The sequence below is a fragment of the Maridesulfovibrio sp. genome, from assembly GCF_963666665.1.
Classification (GTDB): Bacteria; Desulfobacterota; Desulfovibrionia; order Desulfovibrionales; family Desulfovibrionaceae; genus Maridesulfovibrio.
Map to the genome: position 1 here is coordinate 4,247,808 of NZ_OY762999.1, position 26,538 is coordinate 4,274,345.

23 protein-coding genes and 1 tRNA gene are annotated in these 26,538 nt (G+C 45.3%); 10 read left to right on the top strand and 14 right to left on the bottom strand.

Annotated features, from left to right (window positions below; translation table 11 throughout):
* Positions 1-71: 71 nt before the first annotated feature.
* Positions 72-2,312 (bottom strand): PAS domain-containing protein, encoded by a 2,241-nt coding sequence (locus ACKU40_RS19395; RefSeq protein ID WP_320174419.1) that lies wholly within the window; start codon positions 2,310-2,312, stop codon positions 72-74.
* Positions 2,313-2,468: 156 nt separating this feature from the next.
* On the opposite strand from ACKU40_RS19395, the gene ACKU40_RS19400 reads away from it, so the two are divergent.
* The 3 genes from ACKU40_RS19400 (at position 2,469) to ACKU40_RS19410 (ending at position 4,662) form a co-directional block, all read left to right on the top strand.
* Positions 2,469-2,750 carry a hypothetical protein gene (locus ACKU40_RS19400; RefSeq protein ID WP_320174420.1) on the top strand — a complete coding sequence of 94 codons (282 nt, stop codon included), beginning with the start codon at positions 2,469-2,471 and terminating at the stop codon, positions 2,748-2,750.
* 143 nt (positions 2,751-2,893) lie between these two features.
* Entirely contained in the window at positions 2,894-3,790 is an 897-nt protein-coding gene (locus tag ACKU40_RS19405) for a YitT family protein (protein ID WP_320174421.1), read from the top strand.
* 89 nt (positions 3,791-3,879) lie between these two features.
* On the top strand, positions 3,880-4,662 hold the full coding sequence (locus tag ACKU40_RS19410; RefSeq protein WP_320174422.1) for an ABC transporter substrate-binding protein: 783 nt from the start codon (positions 3,880-3,882) through the stop codon (positions 4,660-4,662).
* A gap of 130 nt (positions 4,663-4,792) precedes the next feature.
* On the opposite strand, the gene ACKU40_RS19415 is transcribed toward ACKU40_RS19410, so the two are convergent.
* Positions 4,793-5,089 carry a hypothetical protein gene (locus tag ACKU40_RS19415; protein ID WP_320174423.1) on the bottom strand — a complete coding sequence of 99 codons (297 nt, stop codon included), beginning with the start codon at positions 5,087-5,089 and terminating at the stop codon, positions 4,793-4,795.
* Between the two features lie 345 nt (positions 5,090-5,434).
* On the opposite strand from ACKU40_RS19415, the gene ACKU40_RS19420 reads away from it, so the two are divergent.
* From ACKU40_RS19420 to ACKU40_RS19440, 5 genes are all read left to right on the top strand, one after another.
* Positions 5,435-6,163 carry a DnaJ domain-containing protein gene (locus tag ACKU40_RS19420; protein WP_320174424.1) on the top strand — a complete coding sequence of 243 codons (729 nt, stop codon included), beginning with the start codon at positions 5,435-5,437 and terminating at the stop codon, positions 6,161-6,163.
* Positions 6,156-6,461 carry a hypothetical protein gene (locus ACKU40_RS19425; protein WP_320174425.1) on the top strand — a complete coding sequence of 102 codons (306 nt, stop codon included), beginning with the start codon at positions 6,156-6,158 and terminating at the stop codon, positions 6,459-6,461. Before ACKU40_RS19420 ends, ACKU40_RS19425 begins: the two co-directional genes overlap by 8 nt.
* 97 nt (positions 6,462-6,558) lie before the next feature.
* Positions 6,559-6,900, top strand: a complete 342-nt coding sequence (locus ACKU40_RS19430) for a DsrE family protein (protein WP_320174426.1) — start codon at positions 6,559-6,561, stop codon at positions 6,898-6,900.
* 165 nt (positions 6,901-7,065) lie between these two features.
* Positions 7,066-8,187, top strand: a complete 1,122-nt coding sequence (locus ACKU40_RS19435) for an FAD-dependent oxidoreductase (RefSeq protein WP_320174427.1) — start codon at positions 7,066-7,068, stop codon at positions 8,185-8,187.
* Positions 8,188-8,272: 85 nt separating this feature from the next.
* Positions 8,273-10,834: a PAS domain S-box protein gene (locus ACKU40_RS19440; protein WP_320174428.1), complete on the top strand. Its 2,562-nt coding sequence runs from the start codon at positions 8,273-8,275 to the stop codon at positions 10,832-10,834.
* Between the two features lie 11 nt (positions 10,835-10,845).
* On the opposite strand, the gene ACKU40_RS19445 is transcribed toward ACKU40_RS19440, so the two are convergent.
* The 5 genes from ACKU40_RS19445 to ACKU40_RS19465 form a co-directional block, all read right to left on the bottom strand.
* Positions 10,846-11,898: a hypothetical protein gene (locus tag ACKU40_RS19445; RefSeq protein ID WP_320174429.1), complete on the bottom strand. Its 1,053-nt coding sequence runs from the start codon at positions 11,896-11,898 to the stop codon at positions 10,846-10,848.
* Between the two features lie 256 nt (positions 11,899-12,154).
* A protein-coding gene (locus tag ACKU40_RS19450; RefSeq protein WP_320173021.1) for an IS3 family transposase occupies positions 12,155-13,389 on the bottom strand; the annotation gives its coding sequence in 2 pieces (ribosomal slippage) (positions 12,155-13,035 and positions 13,035-13,389; 1,236 coding nt in all).
* Positions 13,390-13,546: 157 nt separating this feature from the next.
* Positions 13,547-13,623: transfer RNA gene (locus ACKU40_RS19455), tRNA-Pro, on the bottom strand.
* A 110-nt stretch (positions 13,624-13,733) separates the two neighbouring features.
* On the bottom strand, positions 13,734-14,747 hold the full coding sequence (gene amrS, locus ACKU40_RS19460; protein WP_320174430.1) for an AmmeMemoRadiSam system radical SAM enzyme: 1,014 nt from the start codon (positions 14,745-14,747) through the stop codon (positions 13,734-13,736).
* 12 nt (positions 14,748-14,759) lie between these two features.
* Positions 14,760-15,038, bottom strand: coding sequence for a hypothetical protein (locus ACKU40_RS19465; protein WP_320174431.1), 279 nt, complete (start codon positions 15,036-15,038; stop codon positions 14,760-14,762).
* A gap of 160 nt (positions 15,039-15,198) precedes the next feature.
* Between ACKU40_RS19465 and purM the strand changes: the two genes are divergently transcribed.
* Positions 15,199-16,245: a phosphoribosylformylglycinamidine cyclo-ligase gene (gene purM / locus ACKU40_RS19470; protein ID WP_320174432.1), complete on the top strand. Its 1,047-nt coding sequence runs from the start codon at positions 15,199-15,201 to the stop codon at positions 16,243-16,245.
* 78 nt (positions 16,246-16,323) lie between these two features.
* On the opposite strand, the gene ACKU40_RS19475 is transcribed toward purM, so the two are convergent.
* The 4 genes from ACKU40_RS19475 to ACKU40_RS19490 all read right to left on the bottom strand — a co-directional run bounded on the left by ACKU40_RS19475 (position 16,324) and on the right by ACKU40_RS19490 (position 21,449).
* The gene (locus ACKU40_RS19475) at positions 16,324-17,070 is read right to left on the bottom strand and encodes a tetratricopeptide repeat protein (protein ID WP_320174433.1); all 747 of its coding nucleotides are present in this window, start codon (positions 17,068-17,070) and stop codon (positions 16,324-16,326) included.
* Between the two features lie 205 nt (positions 17,071-17,275).
* Positions 17,276-18,730: a protein adenylyltransferase SelO family protein gene (locus tag ACKU40_RS19480; protein WP_320174434.1), complete on the bottom strand. Its 1,455-nt coding sequence runs from the start codon at positions 18,728-18,730 to the stop codon at positions 17,276-17,278.
* Positions 18,731-18,738: 8 nt separating this feature from the next.
* On the bottom strand, positions 18,739-19,326 hold the full coding sequence (locus ACKU40_RS19485) for a DUF1318 domain-containing protein (RefSeq protein WP_320174435.1): 588 nt from the start codon (positions 19,324-19,326) through the stop codon (positions 18,739-18,741).
* A gap of 17 nt (positions 19,327-19,343) precedes the next feature.
* On the bottom strand, positions 19,344-21,449 hold the full coding sequence (locus ACKU40_RS19490) for a hypothetical protein (RefSeq protein WP_320174436.1): 2,106 nt from the start codon (positions 21,447-21,449) through the stop codon (positions 19,344-19,346).
* Positions 21,450-21,627: 178 nt separating this feature from the next.
* Here ACKU40_RS19490 and ACKU40_RS19495 point away from each other — a divergent pair, with 178 nt between their 5' ends.
* Positions 21,628-22,371, top strand: coding sequence for a transporter substrate-binding domain-containing protein (locus ACKU40_RS19495; protein ID WP_320174437.1), 744 nt, complete (start codon positions 21,628-21,630; stop codon positions 22,369-22,371).
* 16 nt (positions 22,372-22,387) lie between these two features.
* Here the strand turns inward: ACKU40_RS19495 and ACKU40_RS19500 are convergent, their stop codons facing one another.
* From ACKU40_RS19500 to ACKU40_RS19510, 3 genes are read right to left on the bottom strand one after another with little or no spacing between them, the layout of a single operon-like run.
* Positions 22,388-23,665: a radical SAM protein gene (locus tag ACKU40_RS19500; protein ID WP_320174438.1), complete on the bottom strand. Its 1,278-nt coding sequence runs from the start codon at positions 23,663-23,665 to the stop codon at positions 22,388-22,390.
* Between the two features lie 15 nt (positions 23,666-23,680).
* Positions 23,681-25,096, bottom strand: coding sequence for an ATP-binding protein (locus ACKU40_RS19505; RefSeq protein ID WP_320174439.1), 1,416 nt, complete (start codon positions 25,094-25,096; stop codon positions 23,681-23,683).
* A 29-nt stretch (positions 25,097-25,125) separates the two neighbouring features.
* On the bottom strand, positions 25,126-26,376 hold the full coding sequence (locus tag ACKU40_RS19510) for an HDOD domain-containing protein (RefSeq protein ID WP_320174440.1): 1,251 nt from the start codon (positions 26,374-26,376) through the stop codon (positions 25,126-25,128).
* Positions 26,377-26,538 lie beyond the last annotated feature (162 nt).

The following is a 26,538-nucleotide window of genomic DNA, read 5'->3' on the forward strand; positions in this document are numbered from 1 at the left end:
AAATTTATTAAAATATATGTGTTTTTTTTCGTTGCACCAGCTATTGGCGTATGAGCTTTATTCTTTCATCACTATGAAGTGCATTCAAATGGAATTCTGATAGTGAAACGGGTCCAGTTACCGGGGCTTGAATCAACACTCATGCTTCCGTTGTGGTGACTGGTTATTATGAAATAGGACACCGAAAGTCCCAGTCCGGTGCCTTTGCCCACATCTTTGGTTGTATAGAAAGGTTCAAAGATTCTGGAGCGGGTCGCATAGTCAATGCCGGGACCGTTGTCTTCAATTTCAACTATTACAGCCCGTGCAGTTTTACGTATCCGGCAGATGAATTGGGGAGAATCTTGGTCGTAGTCCTTCTCCCTCATAGCTTCAGCACCGTTTTTCAGGAGATTCATGAATACCTGCTGTATCTCAGTGCCTTCGCAATAAATAGGCGGAATCTGGGGCTCATACTCACGAATTATGTTTATCTGTCTGAAGTCATATAGTTTTTCCAGATTGTAGTCACTGGCAGACAGGTCAATGGCCTTTTCCAGAAGATTCGTAATCTCATGGAGCGAATACTCTTTTTCACTTTGACGGCTGAAGCTGAGCATGTTGGAGACAATTTTGGCTGCCCGGTTGCCTGCAGTTCGAATTCCATCAATCATTCTGGGGATTTCCCGGTCATCCATGTAGTCTTGAATCTGTTGCAGTTCAATACCGTGCTTTTCGGCGGTACGAATGTTGGCTTTTGTCTTGCTGAACAGCCTGTTACGAATATTTTGGCTGTGACCGAGAATTCCGGCAAGGGGGTTGTTAATTTCATGGGCCATACCCGCAGCCAACCCGCCGATGGACATCATTTTTTCTGTCTGGACCATCAGTTGTTCTGTATTCTTGCGCTCCGTTATGTCCATATGTGTGCCGATCAGTCTGACCGGTTTTCCTTGCTTGTCAAATTCAGGAACTCTTCCGCGTGATAAAATCCATTTCCAGTCTCCTGCTTTGGTAAGCATTCTGAACTCTTGTGAAAATATTGATTTTAGATCATCTGAGGGAAATTTGTCCAAATAGGCGGTTACGACCTCAGAGGCCCGTTCCCTGTCATCCGGATGCATCAAATGGAGCCATGTCTTATATTCGTGGGGAAATTCATCCGGCTCATAACCCAGCATCTCGAAGTAGCGTGGGCTGTAATATACTTCATTGGTCTGCAGGTTCCAGTCCCAAAGTCCGTCACTTACAGCACGTAAAGCCATGTCATAGCGTTCTTCACTTATTTTCAAATTTCTCTGGATGCGTTCTCTTTCATCCAATTCCGCTATCAGCGCTTTGGTCCGCTGGGCAATTTTCTTTTTGAGTGTGCGGTTTATGGTTACGAACAGCCCAATTACTATAAACAGGGTTAATAAACCGAAAAATGCGTATCTTTTTGCTTCAGTTGTGCTGATGCCCGGTTCGTAATTAACAGAGAGCCAAGTGTTGTGGATTGCAGCCACATCCTTGTGAGACATGGCTTGGATTGTTTTTGAGATGATGGAAACAAGTTCCGGCCAGTCGTTTCGGATGCCCATGGAAAGTTCAAGGGCATCGAATTTGGCAGGGGCCGCTACCTTGAGGTTTGAAAGTCCATAGTGCTTGATAAAGTAGACGACGACAGGAAGTGCATTGATAGTGGCGTAGACCTCTTTCGTAGCAACATCTTTTAGTGAATCGAGTGTAGGGGTTCTGGTTTTTATTATCCGAAGATTAAGGTTTGGGTATTGCTTTTCTATTTGCTTTTGCAGGATAAACCGGTCTTGAACTGAAACAGTTTTGCTTTCAAGGTCGTTCAGTCCTCCTACGAATTCAGCATCATCGCGGGTGACAATAACCCAAGGCAGGGTTTGGTAAGGAATGCTGAAGGACATGAAATCCTTACGGTCATCGGATTGCTGAATAGCCGGAACCATGTCGATTCCGTCATGTTTGCGAATTGATTTTAATGCTTCAGGCCAGGAAATTTCGTCCTGAGTAACGTATTTAAATTTGATCCCATGAATTGATGCGATCAGATCAAGGTAGTCGATTGATATGCCGGAGACTTCGTTTTCCGTAATCATGAACGGCGGCCAGTTTCCAACTCGCACAGTTACTGTTTTATCCTGCTTCAGCCATGCTGCTTCTGCGTCGCTGAGCTTGATTCTCTGCTTGATGGATTCCGGATTTATTCCGTCTATTCTTTTTTTTGCGGCACTGGATGCGGTTGAAATGGTTAATATATTAAGCAGAGAAAATAGGCAGATAAAGATAAAGCAACTATATGTCGTTTTGAAATGATGCTTCATGTTGGGCAATTCTTCGTGGTTTCTTTTAGAGTGGAGATATAATATGCTGGAAACGTAGCATATAGTGAGTATAAAAGGAAATACTAATGTATTATTTATTTCGGATGGATGGTAGCTGATTGACATGAATTTATATGGAGACATATCATCGCATGCATGATTGATAAGGATTCAGCAATAGAAAGTGTCATGCGCAAGCTCAAGAAGATTCAGGTCGGGAAAGGACTTGATTTACGTACTTACAAGCGGGATCGCTCTGTGGTTATCTTGCGCAAGGGAGAAGATTCATTCTTAGTGATTGAGGATGGATTTGATACCGAGAGGTTTACAGAAGATTTCAAGGGCGTGAAAAGGCTGCTTAAGAAACTTTTGAAAAAGGAATTTCCGCGCAGCAATAAGATTCGTATTTATGATGTTGATGATGAGGGTTTTAGTTGAATTAATTCCTGTTAAATCAGTTCATTGTCTTTGTTTCAAGATAACTTGTCCCTGATCGGTTTTGTTTTTAGTCTCCTTGAATTGCAGCTTCAAAGCTGTTAGTCTTTTTGGTTAATTGTTTAACCTATAAAGATACAAGGAAAATGTTAGAACCAGTTAAGTCCGTACTCGGCAAAGGTAGCTCCGTTAATTTTGACTTTACCTATTCTGTTTGGTGGAATTTATTATTGATTACATTGGGGTCGGCAATATGTTCGATCGCTATAAAAAGTTTAGCCGTTCCCAACGAGTTTCTTGCTGGGGGCGTTTTCGGCCTTGCTTCGCTTATTTATTATAAAACCGGGGTACTTTCTCCGGGGGTGCTGTTCTTCATTCTCAACGTACCCGTATTCTTATTTGCGTGGATAAAGGTAAGCCGACGTTTCTTTTGGTACAGCCTGTACGCAACCATTGCGGCCACTCTCGCATACGAGTTTATTTCAATCCCTATGGCCGTTCAAAATACTACTTATGCAGCTGTCGCCTGCGGAGCAATGATGGGCTTTGGGGCTGGAACGGTTTTACGGTCACTTGGATCAAACGGCGGTCTTGATGTGCTTGCCGTGTATCTGTTCCAGCGTTTTAATATCGGGATAGGCAAGGTCTATCTTGTTTTCAATGCAACTCTTTTCAGTCTGAGTCTGTTTGAGCTCCCTCTTGATATAATAATAGCTTCGTTGATTTTGGTGTTCATTTCATCAACTGTGGTGGAGCAGACCCTCTCAATGTTCAACCAGCGCAAGGTTGTTTTCATTATTTCAGATAATATTGAAATGATAAGCCATGATATTCTGCACGAGATGAAGCAGAGTGCGACCTTTATCAAAGGGCAGGGAGCTTATCTGCGTGAAGATAAGAATATCTTGATGACGGTTGTTAACAACATTCAGTTGAAAAAGTTGGAAGAGATAGCTTTCAGACACGATGATAGGGTCTTGTTCATAGTAGAGAATACCTTTTCTGTGATTGGATCAAGTTTTTCGCGTCGTAAGGTGTATTGATGTTGTTTTTGTTTTATCTTGCTGTGTATATTTAGCGGGTATAGTATGATAAGTTTTAGAAAATGAGGTTGTCTGTTTCAGAGGTGTCGATGTTTAGAATAATTAAGCTGTTATCTACTGTGCTGATTGTGGTTCTTTTGGTTCCATCGCTGGCGTCAGCATTTACATTAAAGACATATTATCAGGATGGATTTCCCAAGTATTACAATGAAACTGTTGGAAATTGCACTGTGGTCCGGGGATTATGTGTTGAAATTATGGAGCTTATTGAGAAGAACTCGCAAAATATAAAGTTTGTCGCGCCACCGGAGTTAATCAAATTCAGTCGTATCAAGAATGCTTTGAAGCATGGGCGTATTGATGTTTTTTTGGGTATGACGCGTACCCCACATCGGGAGACAGAATTCATATATGTAGATCCTCCTCTTTACTCTATTGATCATGTTATTGCTGTTCGTCGGGATGATCCCATTGTTATTAGGAATTTTGAGGACATCCGCAGGCTCGGCAAAAAGGGCAAGATCATGAGTAATCTTGGTACATCGTCAGCCCTTTTTCTGGAAAAACAAGGCGGTCTTTTGGTAGATTCTGGTGCTATGACCATTTCTCAGAATTTAGTGAAGCTTGCTCGGGGCAGAGGACGCTTTGTTTTTTTTCATAATCTTGGTCTGGTCCATACAATCAGGGAGGATGGCTTGGAAGAAAAAGTGAGGATTTTACCTTTATCGTTCCATAGCTATTCACATTATCTGGTTTTTTCCAAACATGCTGATCCGGAGGCGGTAAAGGCTGTCGGGCGTGTTCTGAAAGAGCTTGCACGGAATGGTAAGCTCCAAGCGGTCACAGCAAAATATTTTAATCTTGAGAAGTAATGATATCCAATGGAATTATTGAGTCATGTGCGCGTAATTCGAGATAGTTTAAAAACATAAGGGACTACGTTTTGGGTTAATGGAATCGAAGATGCGCAAGAGGGCAGACCGCCCTCTTGCGCATCTTCGATTAAAAGAACCACCAATCATAGCAGTCTGTGGCTCCGGTGCGTTCCTTAGCTGTTTTTACGTTGTCGGCCGGAAGAACAATAACTGAGTCTTTGATAAGTTCGTTGTTCGGCCAGCCTGTAGGTATAGCAACTTCATTGGCTTCAGAAATTTGCATACCTTTTACGGCCCGCAATATCTCATCCATGTTTCTGCCCAGTTCTTGAGGGTAGTAGAACATAATCCTGAGTTTGGCTTTATCGTCGACAATAAAAACAGCCCTTACCCGGATGAACCATACGCTTTTGAAAGGCCACAAATTCAGTTGTGCAGACTGGAGTATAGTCCGCAGGGTGCTAAAAAAGTACAAAGCATTTATTATTACTTGTCTCGCTTTTAATGAGTCAATAAATAGTAATGTTATTGTGTTTATGGATGATTTTAGGGTGGGCTTATAGGGAATACCTATGTCCAAATAGGAAAATTAAGCGCTCTACATCTGGATTTGGAACCGGTTATAAAATTGATTTTGTTATTTAAAGGCGCTTTGCCTTTATATTAATTAATAATTCTTAATTTTGTCTTTCTCTAAATTTTACTTATATTAATATTAGGTGGTGATTAATCTCTAGTTGGTCAAAAGGAATGCCCGATGAGGTGAGAAATGCCTGATCTTAGAAATTCAGCCTTGCTGCCCATCTTGATGAAATCGAATAACCCCGGCGGTTATTGTGTTGCGACAATTCTTGCCTGGGTTATGGTTGTTGATGGGGAGATCGATGACAAGGAATTTGAACTTTTAGGATCAATTTCACGAAACCTTAATTTTGATGATGTTAATAGAATTATTGAAGGGTTGCCGAACAGTCTGATTGATGTCCAACTTGCCTGCGAGTTCCTTTCGCAAACTTTTGTCAACCGGAACGATCACTACAAACTTTTGGAGTTGGTTGTCTTGATGGTTATAGCTGATGGCCGCCTCCGCTTTTCAGAATTGCAGGCTTTATTTCTCATTGCAGATCTGTTTCACGTCGGAACCAGGATGCTGAATAAGATTTACCGTGGCATAACTCATAAAGATCTGCCGCCATATCCTGACTTCGGTTTACGTTCCTGGTGGATAAACAAGTACGGCCAACGGAAAAATGAAAACCGTTATAAAGGAAGACCGTCCGCCACTAAAGTGGATGAGGCACGCTTGAAAGCGTTAGCTCTTCTTGGACTTGGTGAAAGTGCAACTCAGGATGACATCCGTAATGCATATCTGAAAATGGTCCAAAGACATCATCCTGATAAGTTTTACGCCTTGGGACAAGAAGCGGTGAAAGCTGCGGAGAAGGTGTTCATCAGCATTAATGCTTCATATGATTATTTGAGGGCTGGAAATGCGTGATTTATATGGTGAGCTAAAATTGACTGTTTCGGCATCTGAAAGTGAGATCAAAAAAAGGTTGCCGTATGTTCTCTCCAAGTCTGTAAGGAGAGACATTGAATACATTTTGTTAAATCCCAACCGCCGTTTAGTATACGATAGAAATTGGAAATTGATGAATATAATCGGAGAACTGCGAGGTAGCTTAAGGCTGACTAAATCTGATTATTGGGGTGAGGAGGAGAATATCGCCTACCTGTCTCTGCCTGATCAGTATCCTCCTCTTTTGGATCAGTTGAAGATTTTACCGTCATCTTAACGGCTGCGTTCTACATATATCTTCTCAGAACCGTACTTATTGTTGAGGCTCCTCTGTGTGTTAAGAGGTAGGCTGTTTTAAACAGTCAGGAGATAATATGAATGATAAAAAATTAAATCTGTTGTGGACCAATGCCGATCCGGTGGCCTCTGAATTAATGGTGATGATGTATGCGTATAATGCAATGAAAAAAAGCTTGTGGGAAGAGGTTCGTGTAATTGTATGGGGTGCCACGGCAAAGCTGGTTGCCGAAGATGTGCATATACAGAAGCTGGTTGCCGAGGCCCAAGAACAAGGTGTGGAATTCAGTGCCTGTGCAGCCTGCGCCGATCAATTGGGCGTTAAGTCTCAACTTGAACAGTTAGGTATTGAGATTATATTCTGGGGTGTGCCTTTGACTGAGATCATCAAAAGTGGAGAACATTTGATCACTGTTTAAAGGCATATTGAACTTGGATTATCGGGTCGGTCTTGCAAGAGGGCGGCCCTTTTCTTTTGTCTTGCGGCAAGTGATGAATATGGACACCTTGCAGCTATATGTTTTACATGTAGATAGTTTAAACCCTTATCATCGTATTCAAAACAGTTGCTGACTGGAGTTACAATGGGTGAACTTGTCATTGCCGGTGCCGGACACGCGCATATGCAGCTCATGGAAGCCATTCCGGAGATTATTGCGGATGGACATCACGTCACGGTCATCGGTCCGGATGAGCGTCATTACTATTCGGGTATGGGGCCGGGGCTGCTCGGTGGTGCTTACCTGCCCGAAGAAATAAGTTTCCATGTGAAGTCCATGGTGGAAAGTCGAGGGGGAAATTTCGTACTCGGCAAGGTTGCACGTATAGATCCGCACAAACGGATGGTCATTCTTGAATCGGGTCAGGAAGTTCCATACGACGTGCTTTCCTGCAATCTTGGGAGCTTTGTCCCCAGTAGTCTCATGGACGAGGGCAGCACCGATATCTATACCGTAAAACCCATACAAAACCTTTTGCAGGCTCGCATTCGGATTCAGGAAACAGCCTTTGAACATCCGGTGCGTATCGGTATATGCGGGGGCGGTCCCGCGGCGTTTGAAATTGCCGGTAACGCTTGGGCAGCAGCCGAAGAACAGGGGCGCTTCGGTGCAAAAATCCAGATTTTTACTGGCAGCGAATTTTTGCGCAATCATCCGGAAAGAGTTCGTAATTTTGCGATCAAAAGTCTGAACAAACGCGGAATCGAAATTGTTCAGGGCAGTTACGTGGAACGTGTGACAACAGGCGACATCTTATTGCAGAACGGGCAGCACTATGGACAAGATATCATTTTTCTGGCTTTGGGGGTGGAGCCTTCAAAAGTCTTTGCCGCGTCGGGCATGGCTACCGGAAATGATGGGGGGCTCAGGGTTAATCGCTATCTGCAAAGTGTTGCTTATCCGGAAATTTTCGGTGGAGGTGATTGCATCTGGTTCGAGCCGTCACCTCTGGATAAAGTGGGGGTCTATGCCGTTCGTCAGAATTCAGTACTAGTACACAATGTGCGCGCGCAGCTCGAAGGCAGCAGTCTGAAAGCATTCGATCCGGGTGGTTCCTATCTGCTCATATTCAATAGCGGGGACGGAAAAGGCATATTGCACAAAAATGGATTGAGCTTCGGCGGTCCGCTCGCTTTTCGGATTAAGGATTATATAGATAGGAAATTTGTTCGGCGGTTTAAGGGAAATGGGAACTCTTGTGTATGAACCTTTTTTTTTGTAATAATTATTTTAAAAAAGTATTTATACCCTAATAACAAAAGACAGGGTGCTTCCATGCAAAAGGAGATCTATGTCAATACACGATGCGGACAGGCAGCCCCCGTCCAGTGATGAAATCCAATTCCATAGGTTCTTCGAAAATGCTCAGGAAGGCATAGCCATCATTCAAGATGAAGCTATTGTCATAGGAAATATATCCTTATCCCGTGTCTTCAAAAGGACATTGGCGGAACTGACCACGGACGGTCTGGAAAGTTTGGTCCGGGAAGAGCATAGATCTAGTGTGGCTCAATATCTAAGAGCATGCCAGTCTGGAGCACAGGACTTGGACCGATGCGAATTCCAAGGACAAACCGTAACAGATAGCCCGCTTTGGGTGAAATTCTCCGGCTCACTCATAGAGTGGGACAGTAACCCAGCAGTATTATGTTCCTTTCGGGACATTTCAGAAAATAAGCAGAAAGAATTGGATCTAGCCAAACAATGTGATCGGATGGCTTTGGCCTTGGGTATTGTAAATGAAGGGGTCTGGGACTGGCGTACTGATACCGGAGAAGTTTACTTCAACACAGTCTGGTACACCATGCTCGGCTATGCCTATAATGAGCTACCTCAGGATTTTTCAACATGGCAAAAACTGGTTCACCCCGAGGACCTTGCTGAAGCTGAGAAGTCACTTGCCCTGCATCTTGAAAAGGCAGCACCTTTTAACATCACTGTTCGTATGCGCTCTAAATCAGGGGAGTATCTGTGGATTAAATCCAAGGGTCAGGTGGTGGAAAAAGATGATGCTGGCAGAGCTCTCCGCATGATCGGTACCCACTTGGATGTAACGGAAAAAACGTTGTCCGAAGAAGCACTCAAGGAAAGTGAAGAACGCTTTAAGGCTTTCAGCGAGGCCTCATCCGGAGGCATAGGCATTCATGACAATGGCATTATGCTGGATTGTAACCCTAGACTGTCGGAAATAACGGGGTATACCCGTGATGAATTGATCGGCATGAATGGACTGCTGCTCATCGGCGAGCAGTCTCGAAATGACGTTCTACACAACATGTCAACTGGATATGAAAAGCCCTACGAAGTGGTTGGGGTTTGTAAGAACGGAAATGAATACCCTCTCCAAGTAGAAGCACGAAATGTTTCTTTCAATGGAAAACAGGTTCGAGTGGTGGAATTTCGGGATATCACCGAAATCAAACGTAGCAGAGAAGAGCAGGCCCTCCTTAAAGCACGTCTGGAAGCGCTTTGGCATGTTTCACGAATGGTTGAAGCTGATTATGCTGACCTATGCGACATGATACTTAACGAAGCTAAGAGAATGACATCAAGCAAGTATTCCTTTTTCGGTCTCGTCAAAGACAATATACTTTCTCTTCAGTCATGGTCCCCCGAGGTACAATCAGATTGCTCTGTGAAAGATAAATCTGTCCAGATTACTATTCACAAGGGCAGTTTTTGGTCCGAAGCGGTTGAGGGCCGTCGAGAGCTTATCGTTAACTCCCCCCATGCCCACCTGAAACAAAAGGGTGTTCCTGAAGGCCACGTTCCCATCAACAAGGTGCTCCTTGTTCCGGTTATCTCTCAGGACACGGTTGTTGCTTTGGCTGCGGTAGCAAATAAGGACAAGGATTATACCGAAGACGATGCGTCTCAACTCCGTGCTTTTGTTGAAAGCGTGGTTATCATCATGGACCGGCGTAAAATGGAGAGTGAACTCAAGGCAAGTGAAGGAAAGCTGACCATGGCCTTGGAGATGGCATCCATGGGGCATTGGGAGTTGGACATAAAGACCATGACATTCACCTTTAATGAGCAGTTCTACTCGATCTATGGAACAACCAGCCAGCAGGAAGGCGGTATGACCATGGCTGTTGAAACCTACACCAGATCATTTGTCCACCCGGACGATATAGTTGTCGTGAGTGAAGAAACTACAAAAATACTTAACCGGGAATATGATGAATCACCTGTACAGATTGAACATCGTATCATATGCCGAAATGGTAAGGTAAGACACGTTGTTGTCTGCTTTACTGTAGTCAATGATGAATTCGGCACCCCCCTGAAGGTCATTGGTGTGAATCAGGACATCACTGCCCGCAAAAATGCTGAAGAAAAAATTCGTTACTTAGCTACACACGATGCACTAACAGGGTTGCCATCCCTGCGCTTGGCGAGGGACCGCATCACACAAGCCGGACTTCTTGCCAAGAGAAAAAGCATGTTTGCTGCTATTCTTTTTATCGATTTGGACGGCTTCAAAAATGTCAACGACACGCTGGGACATGATGCCGGGGATGAGTTGCTCCGAGAGACCGCACGCAGGCTGAACTCCTGTGTTCGTGAAATGGATACAGTTGCCCGTATCGGCGGGGATGAGTTTCTTGTGGTTTTGAACGAACTCCGGTCCAAATCGGATGCGGGGGTTATCGCGGATAAGATGATCAAATCTATCAGTGCTCCATTCTCTTACATGGGCAATGAAGTCTTTGTCGGGGCAAGTATCGGTATATCGCTGTGGTGCCCACAAGAGAAAAGCAGCTGCGCTGATGAATTGATCAAAAAGGCGGACAGCGCAATGTACAGTGTTAAAAAATCAGGTAAAAACAGGTATGCCTACGCTGACTGAAGAGAATTAATTCAAGCGGTTAGTTCTCGATGATTGTTTGGGCAGGTCAGATGATGCTGAAACATTACGTGATGTTTCTGATTGTTTGTGTCTTGTGTTTTGGAGGCGTCGAACAACAAATTGTTCAGAAAAGGGCTTTTGTAACAAGGATTGGAAAGGCTTTTATCTAACTCTGACTGAATCAGACCATACCTATCTAGCGAGAAATGGCACAGGGTGTGATTGATCTCATCCCATTCTGCTATGGGCACCTTTTCATCATATGGGAAATTAGCAAAATTTTTCCTTCCCATGTTTATATAGGCTAAAGAATTATGTGCCTTTTCAAGTCGTTTATTAATTGATTTCAGGTAGTCATCTGACATGGCTCCACTCAGCATATTCATAAGGTCGTTTTTTAAGCAGCCTTTAACAACATTCAATACTGTGTTGCTGGCAAGCCATGACGCAACATCGGTACATTCGACTCTTACGCCTCCACAGCCAATCGCTTTTACCGGAGCATGCGCGAGGGGTTTGACCTTATCAACATAATTTGAAAAAGCAGACTGAGCATCAACTGGAATGCAGTACCGGAACTGATCGCTTAATCTTCTATGCCTTTCTTTTTTTACTATTCTCAGCAGTATGCCTTTTTTAACAAAATGAAATAGCAATGATGATTCAACAACCATTCTCCCCAGATCTTCAGAGTATTGGCTGCCAGTACTATCACGTACTTGTTTCTTGAACCAAAGAGGAATGCTATCCGTAACTCCGTAATTTTCCGTTATTAATCCAGCATTTAAGATGCAAACGTCAATGTGCCTAGGGTTTGCCACAAGGTCCCCAAAATTTACCATTTGGCAATTGTCAGCATACTTTCCAGATAATAGAACGGTCAGTTCCATTAATTTCGCATAGCTTAAGGCAATAAAAGGAAAATGTTTAACATCGGAATTCTTTGATATGCCTTCCAGCTCGGCTTGTCTTAAAGTAATAAATTTCTCATCCAAATTCTTTGGATCTATTGTCGAATCCAGAAATTCATTAAATTTAATTAAATCGCCAATTGTCATATCCATCTTCAACTCCGTATGCCAGGCAACAGCCTTGCCTTGTTTCGCTAATTAGTAGCTATCGGGAATTGTAAGTTGAAGAACGGTTCTAAGTATAATTTATGCGATATATGTCCGAGTTGACACAATATTATTGGGATCAAGTTTTACAGGAGAAAGAGGATTAGTCGGAAGTTGTAAGAAAATGGCCTTATCGTTTTTAAATGGTAATCAATACGTTTAACTGAGCCGTCCTAAAATAGATTGACGGTTAATTGGTTTACTACAGGGCTGTGGGGGTACCCCCACAGCCCTGTTTATGTATTTGGTTCGGTGTTTTCATTTTCAAACTAAGATGAGGACGTTCAGAATTATATATTTCAATAGACTCTTTTACGAGTGAATTTAACTCATCAAAGCTAGTGCATTTAACCACCAAAAATTCTTGTTTTAAAATTCCATTTATACGTTCAGCTAACGCATTTTGGTAACAATCATACCCATCTGTCATAGATGGGACCATTTCGGCTTTCTTGAGTTTGTTTTGATAAATGGACGATGCGTACTGCAATCCACGATCTGAATGGTGGATTGTTTTGTTTCGCGTTTTTCGGTTTTTGATAGCCATATCTAAAGCTTTAGTGGTCCCTTCGGCACTAAGATCAGAACTCAAATTGTGACCTACAATTTTTCTGCTAAAAGAGTCTGTGATTAGTGATAGATAGTATGTTTTATTTAACGTTTTTACGTAAGTTATATCACTAACAAAGACTTCTTCTGAATACTGAGGCTTAAACTCCTTCAATAAATTAGGATGTTTTTTGAGCCAATGCTTTGAATTTGTAGTTTTTGTGTAATTTTTTCTTGTTTTTATCAGTAAATGCTCTCTGCGCAATAATGCGAAAAAAGCATCCCGCCCAAGCTTGATTCCACGAGCTACAAATTTCTCACGCAATAAAAAATAAAGCTTACGCGTTCCCAGCCGAGGCATTCTGGCCCGCAGACTCAAAACAAGTTTCTTTACTTCTTGGAACTGTTTTTCCCGTACCTTATGGCGTTTTTCAGCCTGATATATCGATTGCCGACTCACCCCGAGCTGTCTACAGCAAGCAGATAAACTTATTTGCTTTGTTTCCTGAAGACCTCGTGCAGCTCGGGGGTAAGTTTTTTTCTTATGGAAGTACCCAGTTCTCTGTCAGAAATATCAATCATTTCGTTGAGAAGCATAGTTTTGATCTTCTCTTCCTGAAGCTCTTTTTCAAGACGCTTAATCTTTTGTGCTGGAGTCTCTTTGGATTTTGGCATTCTTTTCTGATGTACCATTGGCTTGCTCCAGTCAAGGCTGCCATGTTTACGAAGCCACTTTAAAACAGTGCTGCGACCTTGGATTCCATAGGCCCTTTGGGCCTGCTTGTAGGTCATTTCACCCTTTTCAACTAATGCCACAACGGACAATTTAAAGCCCATTGTGTAGTCCCGCTGAGTACGCTTTACTCTTTGAGTTTCTTCCTTTTTCATAAAATAGGTCCTTTGGGTGTAAACCTATTTCAGGACGGGACAAACCATTAAAAAAGGCCTTACCTCATGCCAATGTAAGGCCTAAAAATTTCATTAAATGTATATCAAAAGAAAAAAGGCTTAGCTGAAATTTTCAGCTAAGCCTTTGAATTCTCAGTGGTCGGAGCAGGAGGATTTGAACCCCCGGCATCTTGCTCCCAAAGCAAGCGCGCTACCAGACTGCGCCATGCTCCGACTTCTTTCGTGCAGAAAGGGAACTACGTTAATTGTATTTGCTTGGCAAGAACTAAATTTATTTTTTTAAATTTTAATTCATTATCTGCACTGGTTATGCTCTTAACTGCTTAAAATACCCCGTTAATTTTGCACCCGCAGTACTTGCACATGCCGTCGGAAAGGCCCGTACTATTCATCTCAAATCCGAATCTTTTGACCAATTCCTTGTGGCAATCAGGGCAGAAAGTGGATGAGCTTTCGTTACCCGGAACATTACCGATGTATACATACTCCAGTCCCGCATTGATTCCGTCTTTTCTGGCTCTCTGCAGGGCTTCCATGGGAGTGATTGGGCAGTCCTGCATTTTGTAATCCGGGTGGAAGCGGGAAATATGCCACGGCACTTCCTTGCCCAGCTCGTTGGCGATGAATGCGGCCAGTTCCTTTAATTCGTCAGGAGAGTCGTTTTTTCCGGGAATGAGCAGGGTGGTTACCTCTATCCACCAGCCGTTTTTCTTCATATGCTTGAGGTTGTCGAGGACCGGATTAAGGCGGCCACCGCATGTATTTTGGTAAAAATCGTCGTTGAAGGCTTTGAGGTCAATGTTGGCGGCATCGATCAGTCCGGTCAGTTCTTCAATACAGTCCGGGCTTTGGAAGCCGTTGGAGACCATGATGTTTTTCAATCCTTTAATATGGGCAAGGCGGGCAGTGTCCTGCATCAGCTCGAAAAAAATGGTCGGTTCGGAATAGGTGTAGGATATGGAATCACATTTGTGGGCTATGGTCGCTTCCACCAGAATTTCCGGGGTTACTTTCTGCCCGGTGATTTCCCGACCTGTTTTGGGGTGCTGGGAAAGAGATGCATTCTGGCAGAAGGAGCAGCCGAAGTTGCAGCCCTGTGTGCCTAGCGAAAAGGTTTCGGTTCCGGGCAGGAAGTGGTAGAGCGGTTTTTTTTCTACCGGGTCAACATTAAGTGCAGCTACCATCTCATAGGTTTTGGTCATGAGCTGGCCGTCAACATTTTGCCGTACCCCGCATTTACCGTGTTCCTGTTCGTCAATTATGCAGAAGTGGCTGCATAGCCTGCATTGGACTTTGCCGTCCTTAAGAGGTTTCCAGAGTCTGGCGGGATGAAGCATGACTTTCCTTCTTTAATTTTGCTGCGGTTTGACTTCAGGTACAACTAATATAGGGCCGATTTGAGTGTCTTCCTTTTCTTCATCCTTGTCTTTAGGTGAAATTGTTATCGTGTTGGAATTATTATCTGATTGAATTGAAATTCTGCTTTTGTTTCCGCCTCCGGTTCCCATGCGGATAGGTTTGCGGTCCTTGGCGGTGTCCTTGTTAATGAACTTGGTTCCTGCTATGGCGTTTCCACACAGGAACAGTCCCAGAATAATAAAAGTGATGAATAAAGTTTTCTTGTACATGGTTTTTCTCCGTGGCATAGTATAAACTCTTATTTGGTCCTGTGCAAACAATGGACCTTTTTCTTTTCCCGGTAGCGGGAAATGGGTAATGTTGTTCCTTGAACTTATGCGGGATTCAGCATATACAGTCCGTTCTTAGAGACTGTTAGGAGAAATTAATATGGCAAGTCGTTCTGATGCATATAAAGCCGCCGGTGTTGATATCGATGCGGCTAATGATTTTATTGGTCGCATTAAAGGTATGGTGGGTTCCACCTTCACCAAAGGTGTGGTCACTGATATTGGCGGGTTCGGCGGGCTGTTCAAGCTTGACCTTACTCAGATGGAAGAGCCCGTGCTGGTGGCAGGTGCCGACGGTGTGGGAACCAAGCTTAAACTCGCTTTTGCAGTAAACAAGCACGATACTATCGGTATCGACCTTGTTGCTATGAGCGTAAACGATATTCTCGTGCAGGGTGCAAAACCCCTGTTCTTCCTCGACTATTTTGCAACCGGTAAACTTGAGTCCGGCGTGGCTGAAGAAGTTATCGCAGGTGTTGTGGAAGGCTGTAAGCAGTCCGGTTGTGCGCTGCTCGGCGGTGAGACCGCTGAAATGCCCGGCTTTTATGCTGACGGTGAGTATGACCTTTCCGGTTTCTGTGTAGGTATGGTGGATAACGCCAAGATCGTAGACGGTTCCTCCATTACAATCGGGGATTCCATCATCGGTCTGGAGTCTTCCGGCATCCATTCCAACGGTTATTCTCTGGTTCGTAAGATTTTTGATGAGTCCGGCCTGAAAGCTGACGATCTGCTTCCCGGCACTGATCAGAAAATCGGTGAAGCCCTGCTGGCTCCCACCAGAATTTACGTTGATGCGGTTCACAACCTTTCCCGCGATATTGAAATCAAGGGTATGGTTCATGTGACCGGCGGTGGTTTCTACGATAACGTACCCCGCATCCTGCCCAAGCAGGTTACCGCAGAAATCAATTTTAACTCATGGGAAGTTTCTCCCGTGTTCAACTGGCTCAAGGAACAGGGCAATCTCAGCTGGCCTGAAATGCTGCAGATTTTCAACACCGGTATCGGTTACATCCTCGTTGTATCCAAAGACCGTGAAGAAGATGTGCTCAGCAGACTGGCCGGAATGAAGCTCAATTCATGGAAGATCGGTGAAATCACCGCCCGTGACGGAGATTCCGAGCAGGTTAAAGTTAATTTCTAGTTTTTGTCTTTGGTAAGTCAAAAGCCCTCGAACCTTATGGTTTGAGGGCTTTTTTATTTAACATTATTCAAGATATATTTATCGGCTGTGGGCTGGTTGCCAATTATTCGTCAGTTCTAAAGCTTTTTGTATTTCTGAGTGAGTCATTCTGCGTTCAAGCATGTCTCGGCTCTTTGCGGCTTGTCTGATTCCTTGCGCGGCTGACAGGCTGAACCTCATGTATGCCAGAACGTAGTCCTGCGGAATATCCTGTCCGCTTTCATACATTGCTGCAATATTATACTGGGCTTCGGGGACTCCCTGCCTCGCAGCCTTTAAATACCATTGTGCCGCTCTGGCGCGGTCCTGTTTTACTCCCAGTCCGTTGTCGAACATAAGTCCAAGGTTATACTGGGACAGCGCATAACCTTGCTCTGCGGCGGTTAAGTACCAAAAAACCGCATGTGAGTAATTCTGCGGTATTCCCAAACCTTCTGCGTACATAAGGGCCAGATCGTGCTGGGCTTTCGGCAGTCCTTGTTCAGCCGCCTTCATGTACCATTGCGCAGCCTGAGAGTAATCTTGCGGCAGACCCAGACCATTTTCGTAAAGCCGTCCAAGATTAAGCTGGGCCCCTGCAAAATTCAGTTCTGCTGCCCGTCGGTACCATTGGGCTGCAATGGAGTAGTTTTGTTCAACTCCCTTCCCGTTGTCATACATGGACCCTAGATTATTCTGAGCCATGGCGTTGTCTTGTTCCGCAGCCTTGCGGTACCATATAGCAGCCTGATTTAAGTCCTGCTCTGTCCCCATGCCTTGGGCATACATTATGCCCAGATTATACATGGCCTTGGCGTGTCCCTGCTCTGCCGCATTGATAAATTTACGGCCTGCAAGTTCGTAGTTTCCCTACTGGTAGGCTGCGAAACCGTCTTCAAAGTCGTCAGCATTTGAGGGGGCTGGAAAAATAGCAGAGAGACCCATAAGTAATATGGCTGCGCAAGATATTAAATGTATGAAACGTTTCATATATACTCCGGGTCGTTTTTGCTTAAGTTCCGCAGAATGTCTGGTAGACTCGTTCTGTCGGTTCCGGAGGTTGCATGTATTCATCGTATTCCGGTTGCTCATCATATGGATGATGCAGAATTTTGATCAGCTTCTTGGTCGGTTCGAAATCATCATTTTCAACAGCAGCACTGATGGCCTGCTCAACGCGGTGGTTGCGGGGGATGAAGGCCGGGTTGTTGCGGTCCATAGTTTGGGCCGCTTCTTCTTTAGTTATATTTTGCCGTTCCCGTTCGGCTTTCCATTTTTCAAGCCATTCCGAGATGTTGTTTTTGCCGTTGAAAAGGCTCAGTAGGGGGGCTCCATTGCCCAAAACGGTTTTGCTCAGCATCCTGAAGCTGAGGGTAAAGTCTGCCTTGGATTCATGCATGATCTGCAATAAATCATTCAGCAATTCTTGAGCAGGTTCATCCGGCTTCAGACCGATCTTGCTGCACATTTCAGCAAAGTAATGTGTCCTGAATTCAGGCCCGAATCCCTGTACAATTTCTTCCGCACGGGATTTGGCCTGCTCAGTATCCGTATGGATGAGGGACAGCAGGCATCCGGCAAGTCCGGCAAGGTTCCATTGGGCAATGGAAGGCTGGCGTCCGTATGCATACCTGCCGTAATGGTCGATGGAACTGAAGACCGTTGCCGGATCATAACCATCCATGAAGGCGCAGGGTCCGTAATCAATGGTCTCACCGGAAATAGTGGTGTTGTCTGTGTTCATTACCCCGTGAATAAATCCGATCCGCATCCATTTGGCTACCAGCCGCGCCTGAACCGAGCAGACTTTTCCGAGGAATGCCGCATAGGGATTTCCGGCTTCTTTAAGATGCGGATAGTGAAGGTCAATGGCATAATCCGTTAGGGTTTTTACTCCCTCATAATCGTTTCGGGATGCAAAATACTCAAAGGTACCGATCCGAATATGGCTGGATGCAACACGGGTGAAGACTGCCCCGGGGAGGGCTTGTTCCCGGAAAACATTTTCTCCACTGCAGACCATGGCAAGGGCGCGGGTGGTGGGAATGCCCAGCCGGAACATGGCTTCACTTACAATGTATTCGCGGATGGCCGGACCAAGAGGCGAACGGCCGTCTCCGTTGCGGGAATACATGGTCTGTCCGGCACCTTTGAGCTGAATGTCGTAGCGTTTTCCGCTGCTGTTGACGAATTCACCGAGCAGGACAGCCCTGCCGTCACCCAGTTGGGGCACGAAATTACCGAACTGGTGTCCGGCGTATACTTGGGCCAGCGGTTCCGAATCCTGAGGCGGTTTGTTGCCGGAAAACAATTCTGCCTGTTCAGCATCTGTTTCCGGCAAGGGGAATTCCATTTCCCCGGCAAGCTCCCGGTTCACGAGAATGATCCGGGGCTGCTTTACTGGGGTGGGATTTATGCGCTGGTAGAATTTGTTTTCCAGCCGTGCGTAGCTGTTGTCAAAGGGCATGACAGAAATTATTTCCGCATCCACTTACCATTTGCGTTCTGGATAAACCAGCCGGAAGGCGCGCGTTCCTGCCATTCCTGAGCGAAGATGGCTTTGACTTTTTCAAGTTCACTGCCGGGGATGTTCATGGATGCGGCTACTTCGGAGTAAAGCTGGTCGCGGGTATCGTTATCCTGCGAAACAAGGCGGCGCAGTTCTGCTGTCTGCTTGATGTTCAGCCCGTCCTTGTTGATTATTTGCAGGTAGCCGTCCTTGGTGATGCCGATATTTCCGGCGTTGTAATAAGGTACCAGTTTTTTGTGGTCGGCGGCAATTGACTGTTTCAATCCGCGGATGGCGGCGTTGGATTTCTTGTCGATTTCAGCTTTGCTGACCTGAGCGTGGGCCGCTTGCGGTGTGAGCAGAGCAAGGAAGCTTTCAAGTGCGGACTGGTCGTCTTTATTTTCCTGTTTGGGGTTGGTTCCGTAAACGTCCTCCACAATATCTTCCGCAGCCCGTTCAACCTTGGCGGCCGGGAAATATATGTTCACTGTCACACAGGCGACAAAGGATAGAAGGCTGATAAAGGTTAAAACCTGTGCGGTTTTTTTGAGCATGGTAAACTCCTGTGCTTTTAGTTGCCGATGACCCGTTTCAGTCTTTTGAGCATGTCTGAAAAACTGATCAGGTTTTCGGGATTGCTGTTTATTACGTTGATGCCGAATAAAGGCGGTCTTTTAATAATGTACTCGATTCCATCATCTCTGATCAAGCCTCGAATCTTGAAGATGTCGTCATTCAGAGTGCATTCAAGGCCCAGTCCGGCATAGCCGAATTCTTTGAAAAATTGCGAAAAGACTCCCACGCCTGCCCCGGTAAGACCGGAACCGGTTCCGATAACCGACAGGGTGTTCACCGCTTTAAGGCTGATATCACCGGACTTGCCGGAACCGGGAGTTGTGCGGGCCACAAGGTGGAATGATGCAGGCTGATCGTAAGCGATGACCAGTTCGTTCAGTTCAAGGTCCATGCGTCCGGTGATGCGTCCGATATCCAGTGCCTTACTGAGCGGTTCAAGATCAAGGTGCGTTACGTTGAAGTCTGCACCGTACTGCCGGGAATCCTCAAAGGGGTTTTCAGCGAAAATTTCATCAATGGTCATCTCCCCGCCGTAGACATTACCGTAAAGTTTTCCGCTGGTGGAAAGATGGTCTTTAAGCAGCCAGAATTTTAAGTCTCCACTAATCTGTCCATTGATGGGCAACGATTTTGGAGAAAGGGGCAGCAAATTTATGCCCTTGGCGACAATTTTGCCGTTGAGTGCAAAGTCGTCATTAAAGGGATGACGCATCTTCAAGTCGGAAAGATTAAATGTGCCTCCTTCCAGAGAAATCGTCGGGATTGTTCCGAATTCAATGGAATTTGAGGATACGCTGATGGGAAAAGCGAAATTTGTAATCTCAAGCTGCCCGGACTTGATTTCATCAAAGCTGATCATGCCAGCCGGGGAATAGGGCAGGGTTTGATCCGCTTGCGGCAGGAATCTTTCGTTAAGGGAAAGCACAAATGGCAGGTCTGCATTAATATCGCTGAAAACGGTTTCATCTTTGCGGACTGTGCAGTTTTCAAAACTCATCTCCCCACGCAGATGAGTTTTAGCTTTAGTGCCGTTGAAGGCGCAGCGCAGTGCAAATTTACCGTTGCCGCCCAATCCTTCCAAGGAAAAGGGATCAATTGCGAAGGTCTTGAATGGTGCCGACAGTTCAGCTGTTTTATATTCAGCATTGCCGGAGAATGTTGGGCTATAAAAGATGTTTTTGAGCTGTGCGTCTGCTTTGAAGTCTCCCATTCCTTTCCAATTTAGGTGAGTTTTAAGCTTAATCCTGCCGGATTTATCAGGAATGGTGGACTCAATTTCAGCATGCAGCGGATGTTTTGTGATGTTTACATAAAAGGTATCATAAAGGGCTTCACCGGATTGAAAATGAGCTTTCAGGGTCGGCTGTGGATTATCAAGCAGACTGTCGGCTTCAATGCTTCCTTTCATGCTGTCTATGAGTGCCAGTCCGTCGGCTGATGCAGCGGAGAGTCCATTGAAATCAAGTCGCAGGCTTGCTTCAGGGGAACTGCTGATTTTACGTAGAGCAATTTTGAGTGAAAATTCTCCTTCCTTATCCCATTTCTCAAAGTCAGGAAAATTGATTTCCACGATTCGTTCCAGCAGTGGCAGGGGATTGCTGATTTCCAGCAGACAACTACCATCTCTAACCGGGGTGTAGCTCAATCTGGTTGTCAGTTCCGGCAGATTTCCGGCTTTCAGCAGTAAATCTTTGAAGTCCGCTGCTCCTGAAACCGGATCAATAATTCCTTTTCCGGTGATGCTCAGGTCGGGATTGCTTAATCCAAGCTGGGGCAGATCTGCCTTTAAATTTTTAATTGTAAGCTGAAATGAGTTCAGGCGTAATAATCCGGAATCAAGATCAAAGTTTGTGCTGAGTTTAATCGGGCCGGATTCGATAGGTCCTTTTCTGTTCAGGTATTCCCCATTGAACCTGAATTGTGAACCTTTCAGATGCTCGACATATCCCTTCAGAACCCCGGCTATTCCAGCTTGCGGCAAATCAACAGAAAATTGCCAGTTCAGGCCGAATCCACCATCTTTTGAAAAAGAGGATTGCGGGGTGGTGAAGATCAGCAGCAAAAGCATGCATGCGCTGAAAAATAGGGATCGTCTGTTCATCTGTTTTTTATACACATCAGAAAGGTCGCTGGGAAGTTGCTGCTATCAAGGTTCTTAATATTGGGATGGTTTTTGTTGAAAAAAATGAGTCAGCTAAAGCGTATCTATTCATTGGACGGAAATTGTGTAATATTCTTACCGCAAATTAATATAGTTCTGCGTGTGAGGGCGTAATTTTATGAGGTTTGTTGTCTTTTTAGTTTTTGCAATTTTGAATATTGTTTCCCCGCTGGTTGAGTCTGTTTCGGCTGATACGTTAAGGGTTATGCTGCATACCGGATCTTTTCCCCCATATTTTTTTGAAGAAGGGGACAGTCGAAGCGGAATAATTAAAGATATATTTTCGGCTCTTTCTAATGAGACCGGGGACACAATTGAGTATATTCGTGTCCCATTCAACCGTGCTTTGTATAAGTTTGAAGCCGGCCAGATAGATATTGAGCCCATGACTAATCCGGTCTGGCGGCAAAATTCCAAGGTTCCGGGTGTTTATAGTATTCCGTATACTGTGTCTGAGGAAGTTGTCATTTTTAATTCAAGACACTTTATTTCTGTTGATTCCCCGGAAGATTTATTGGGTAAAACTATTGGAGTTGTCAGGGGCTACCGTTATCCGAAGTTTGATCCATACTTTGAGTCCAAGCGTATAATCGATTACCGCTTAGAAAATGAGAATAAGATAGTTCAGCTCTTGCTTGCCGGACGGTTGGATCAGGCTCTGATCAACCTTGATTTTGCCAACTATCAGATAAAAAAGAAGCGTCTCGGTTCGCAACTTAAAGTAGGTAAGCCGTTCAGTGTTCGTGATATGATGATCCGTTTTCATCCGAACAAAATAAAGATGGTGCCGAGATTCAACAAAGCTATTGAGAAGCTGCTGAATGACGGCACCATAAAGAGAATTTACGATAGGTATCGTTAACTATAAATGTTCTTCGTTATTTCTGCTTCCCGTCACCAAGGTAAGGGTTGAAGTATCCGAAGTTAATCCACGGACATTCGTTCATGATCCGTTTGCGGAAGTTGATGAATCCCATACCCGGACCGAATTCGTAGGGCTCCATGAGCTCCATGTACAGGTCGGGGTCGATGTTCAGGTTGCGCAGCTGGATGAAATCGAATTTTGTCTGCTTGGCAATTTCAACGAGTGCACCGACTTCGAATTCAGTATCACTGATACCGGGGAAATAAAGGTAGTTCAGGGATACGTGTAAGCCGAGTTCCTTGGCCTTGGCGATTGTTGCTACCACGTTTTCAAATTTGTAGCCCTTGGGCCGGTAGTAAGTATTGTAAACAGGTTCGCGCAGGCTGTTCAGGCTGACCCTGATGGAGTTGAGCCCTGCTGCGGCCAGTGGTTCCATTGCTTCAGTGATGGAACCGTTGGTGTTTATGTTTACGGTACCGATACCGCCTTCGTCGCGGTATTTCTTGATGGCTTCGGTAAGCAATACATGTTCGGTAAGCGGTTCTCCCTCGCAGCCCTGACCGAAAGAGAATACGGGCTTGCGTTCACGCTTGGCGTGAAAATGCATTATCTGGGTGATTTCTTCGGCAGTGGGAGTGAATTTGATGCGTTCCTGCGGAGAGGGAAAGCCGGAATCTTCGGGTTGCTCGGAAATACAGCCGATGCAGCGGGCATTGCAGGTCCGTGAAGTCGGCAGAGGTGCTTCAAAGCGTCCCAGAGCAAGGTTCTTGGCTGCAGGGCAGCAATATGTCAGTGCGCATCCTGCCAGATGGCGGACCAGTCTGTTGTCGGGCATTTCCTTCAACATGCGGTGGGCGCCGGCATCAATTTTCTGGTTCGGAATTTTAGTGAAAACCTGACGCTTGTCCTCATCTACTTTTTTAGCGGTAACCCAGAATTTGCCGTTGGCATAGCCTACTGCACCGTAAGAGAACATGGGCAGTACCGGTGCATCTTCGGTATTACCGTATGCGGCAAGTCCGGTCAGGGTGTGCCCCGGGCAGGGGAATGCGGTAACCGCAGTTCCTTCCACTTCGACTACTTCACCTGTTTCCGGGTCAAGGCCGATGGGAAATCTACCCGGAAGCAGGAAAAATTCGCTGTCCGGGGGCAGGGGGATGTATTCTTCCGGTTTGGGCTGGAACAGCTCATCGCCACGGCGACACATCATTTCAAGTTCGGGATGATCATATATCTGGCCGTTTTCGTCGGCAAAGACGAGTAACGGACGTGGTTTCTTTTTGGCAGCCATTAATCTGATCCTGTATTATTTAATTGGTGGTTTAGGAATTGTTGTGATCAGGGTCGTACCCTTTTCTTCTGAAGTTGTGAATGAAATATCTCCACCTGAGGCGCTGGCAATAAGCCGTGCGCTGTAAGTTCCCAGTCCGGTTCCTTTTTTCTTACCGTAGGTAGCATAGCGGTCAAAGAATGTTTCACGGATACTCACAGGAATTGCGCCCATATTGTGGATTTTTGTAGTGATGAAGCGGCTGTCTTCCGTGATATTTATGGTGATAGTTGAGTGCTCCGGTGCAGCTTCAGCAGCATTTTTGAGCAGGTTGGAAAACATGGTAATTATCAGCGATGCCTCGCCGTAGCAGACGATGAAACACTCTTCGGTGATGGGGTTACCGTCCTGCAGGCTGACTATCTCCAGATTTTTTTCCTCAACCAACTGGCTAAGGTCACCGATGGCTGCACTGATGGCTGAGTAGAGATTAAAGGGGTGGGCGTCGGCTTTAAGTGAACCTGTTTCCAGCCTGATCAGGGTCAGTGATGTGTCGATCTGACGGATCATGCGCTCGCTGGTTTTGCGTACGATTTCAGCCAGCGGCTGGAATTCTTCATCAAGTCCGGCCTCAGTTTCAAGAATACGTGACATGCCCACGATATTGGCTGTTGGAGAGCGCAGGTCGTGCCTTGCAATACGTTCCATCTCCTCACGCAACTGCATCTGCTGGCGCTGTTCGGTTACATCTACAGCCAGCAGCATGAAAACTGAAGGGGCAACCTGATCCACGGTGAGATCCCAAAAACGCTCGTAGGCATTAACTGATTTCAGGTAATGTAGGTGATACGATTCCAGGTCGGAAAAAATATTATGGCGCACTTCGTCGGAAAGTGCGGACATGAACGGGGGAGACTGCTCGTATTCAAAGGCAGGAAGCTGATTATGGGCGGCCTTGTTGGCAAGTATCGTTTGCTCGGTTTTAGTGCTGATCAGAAGGGCAGGAAAGGGCAGGCTCTGCATAATCAGGCCGTAAAGTTTGGCATCCTCTTCATGCTTTTTCTTACGTAGATGCTTGGCTTGAAAATTTTTTACGAAAGTAAGCAGCTTTTCTTTTGATACTGTGGAAGGCAGAAAAGAGATGTTGTTGAAATCAAAGAGCGGTTCAAAAGACTCCGGCTTTGAGGTGTCGATGATAAAAAGAGCCTCTGCTTCTTTATTCACTTCACGGATGCTGGAGAATGTCTGGCAGGTGTTATCCTGCTCCGCCATGATGACTAGATCAGGCTGCTGGCTGGCGTAGGTGAAAAGGGTCTCCCGCGGGGAGCGGGTTATGGAAACCGCATGCCCCTGATCATACAGTAGGGGCATGAGTGTATGGATTACCGGACTTTTTCCGGTAATCAGGATGTTCAGCTTCGCATTTTCATAAGTATGGCATGAGTGCGACATGTTGGCTCCTGTTTAAGGCAGCGTTTTGATCAGGAAGTACCGGGGATCTGGAAAAAGCTGTTTGCCCAGCGGGTGGACTCGTAATAGCTTTTTGAGACCATGACCGGATCAAGTTCCAATTCACCCAGCAGAAAGTCAAGGTTATCCCAGTCACCGGATTCGAAGAAGGTGGTCAGGTCCAGATATCTGCTATATGAATTTTCTTCACCGCACAGGGCCTGATTGATCTCATCTTCAAGCGGCAGATAGCTGGTCAGTTCCTTCATGGGCAGGTCGAACATAGCACCCAGCAGGGAAAAAAGTCCAAGCAGGAACATGGAATCAGCAGGTAATCCCTTGTTTGAATTCTTGGCCAACAATTGCAGAAATTTTGCCCTTTGGGTAGCCAGTTGAGGAAGTTCCCGGCTTTTTTCTTTGGGAGTCAGATCTGTGAGCAGAATGACCCGCAGCCAGTTTTTGACCATTTTCCATCCGGCCAGAACAAGGGCCTGCTTGATGGAGGTGATCTTCTGGGAAAAACCGAAAGTCGGGGAGTTCAGCAGAGTCAGCAGTCTGAAGCTGATGGAAACATCGTTTTGTAAAGTTTCAGCCATGGCCTCAAAGTCAGGTGATGCATCTTCTATCAGTTTGAGAAGCTTGAGTTTTACAATTTCACCGGAACGAAGTTTGCGGCCTTTCACATTTTCGGGACGTTTGAAATAGAATCCCTGGAAAAAATTAAAACCAAGTTTCTGCGCCATGTTGAATTGGTCTGTGTTTTCCACTCGTTTGGCTATGAGCTTGGTGTCGTATTCTTTGCAAAGCTTGCAGATACGCTCCAGCTTTTCTTTATCCGCAGACAGGAAATCAACAATGATGGCATCAGCATAAGCAATAAGGAATTCCCCCTGCGGACGTCCTTCAAAGTCATCAATAGCGATATAGAAACCATCTTCAGAGAGTTCCTTTATGGCTTTGATTAAGTTGGGTGTGGGAGGAGTTGTTTCGGGGATTTGAACAACTGTTTTTGTCGCCGGCAAGGAGTAGGGCACCTTGTCCATAATGGCTTTGTGCGAAAAATTAACTACCAGTTTTACGTTATCCGGCAGGTTTTCACCGGGAGCCGCGCAAATATCCGCAGCAACACGCAGTGTTGCCTCGTAACTGTCGGAAATATCCGCGCTGGTGGCTTCGCTGCTGCTGCGGAAAAGCAACTCATATCCCCATAGGGATTGGTCCGGCATAAGGATAGGCTGCCGGGCAAAGAAAGTTTTATCGTAAAGCGGTTTTTTCCGGGACATATTTTAAGTATTTCCTGCTAACTGTTTTGCTTAGGAGTATATTCTTTTTTATGGAATATCCAGAGCTTCAGTGTCTTGAGAATATATATCATATCATAAATATTCTGCTTGAAACTTAAATAACTTTTAATAATCTTTTAAATTATTGATCTTGTCTAATAA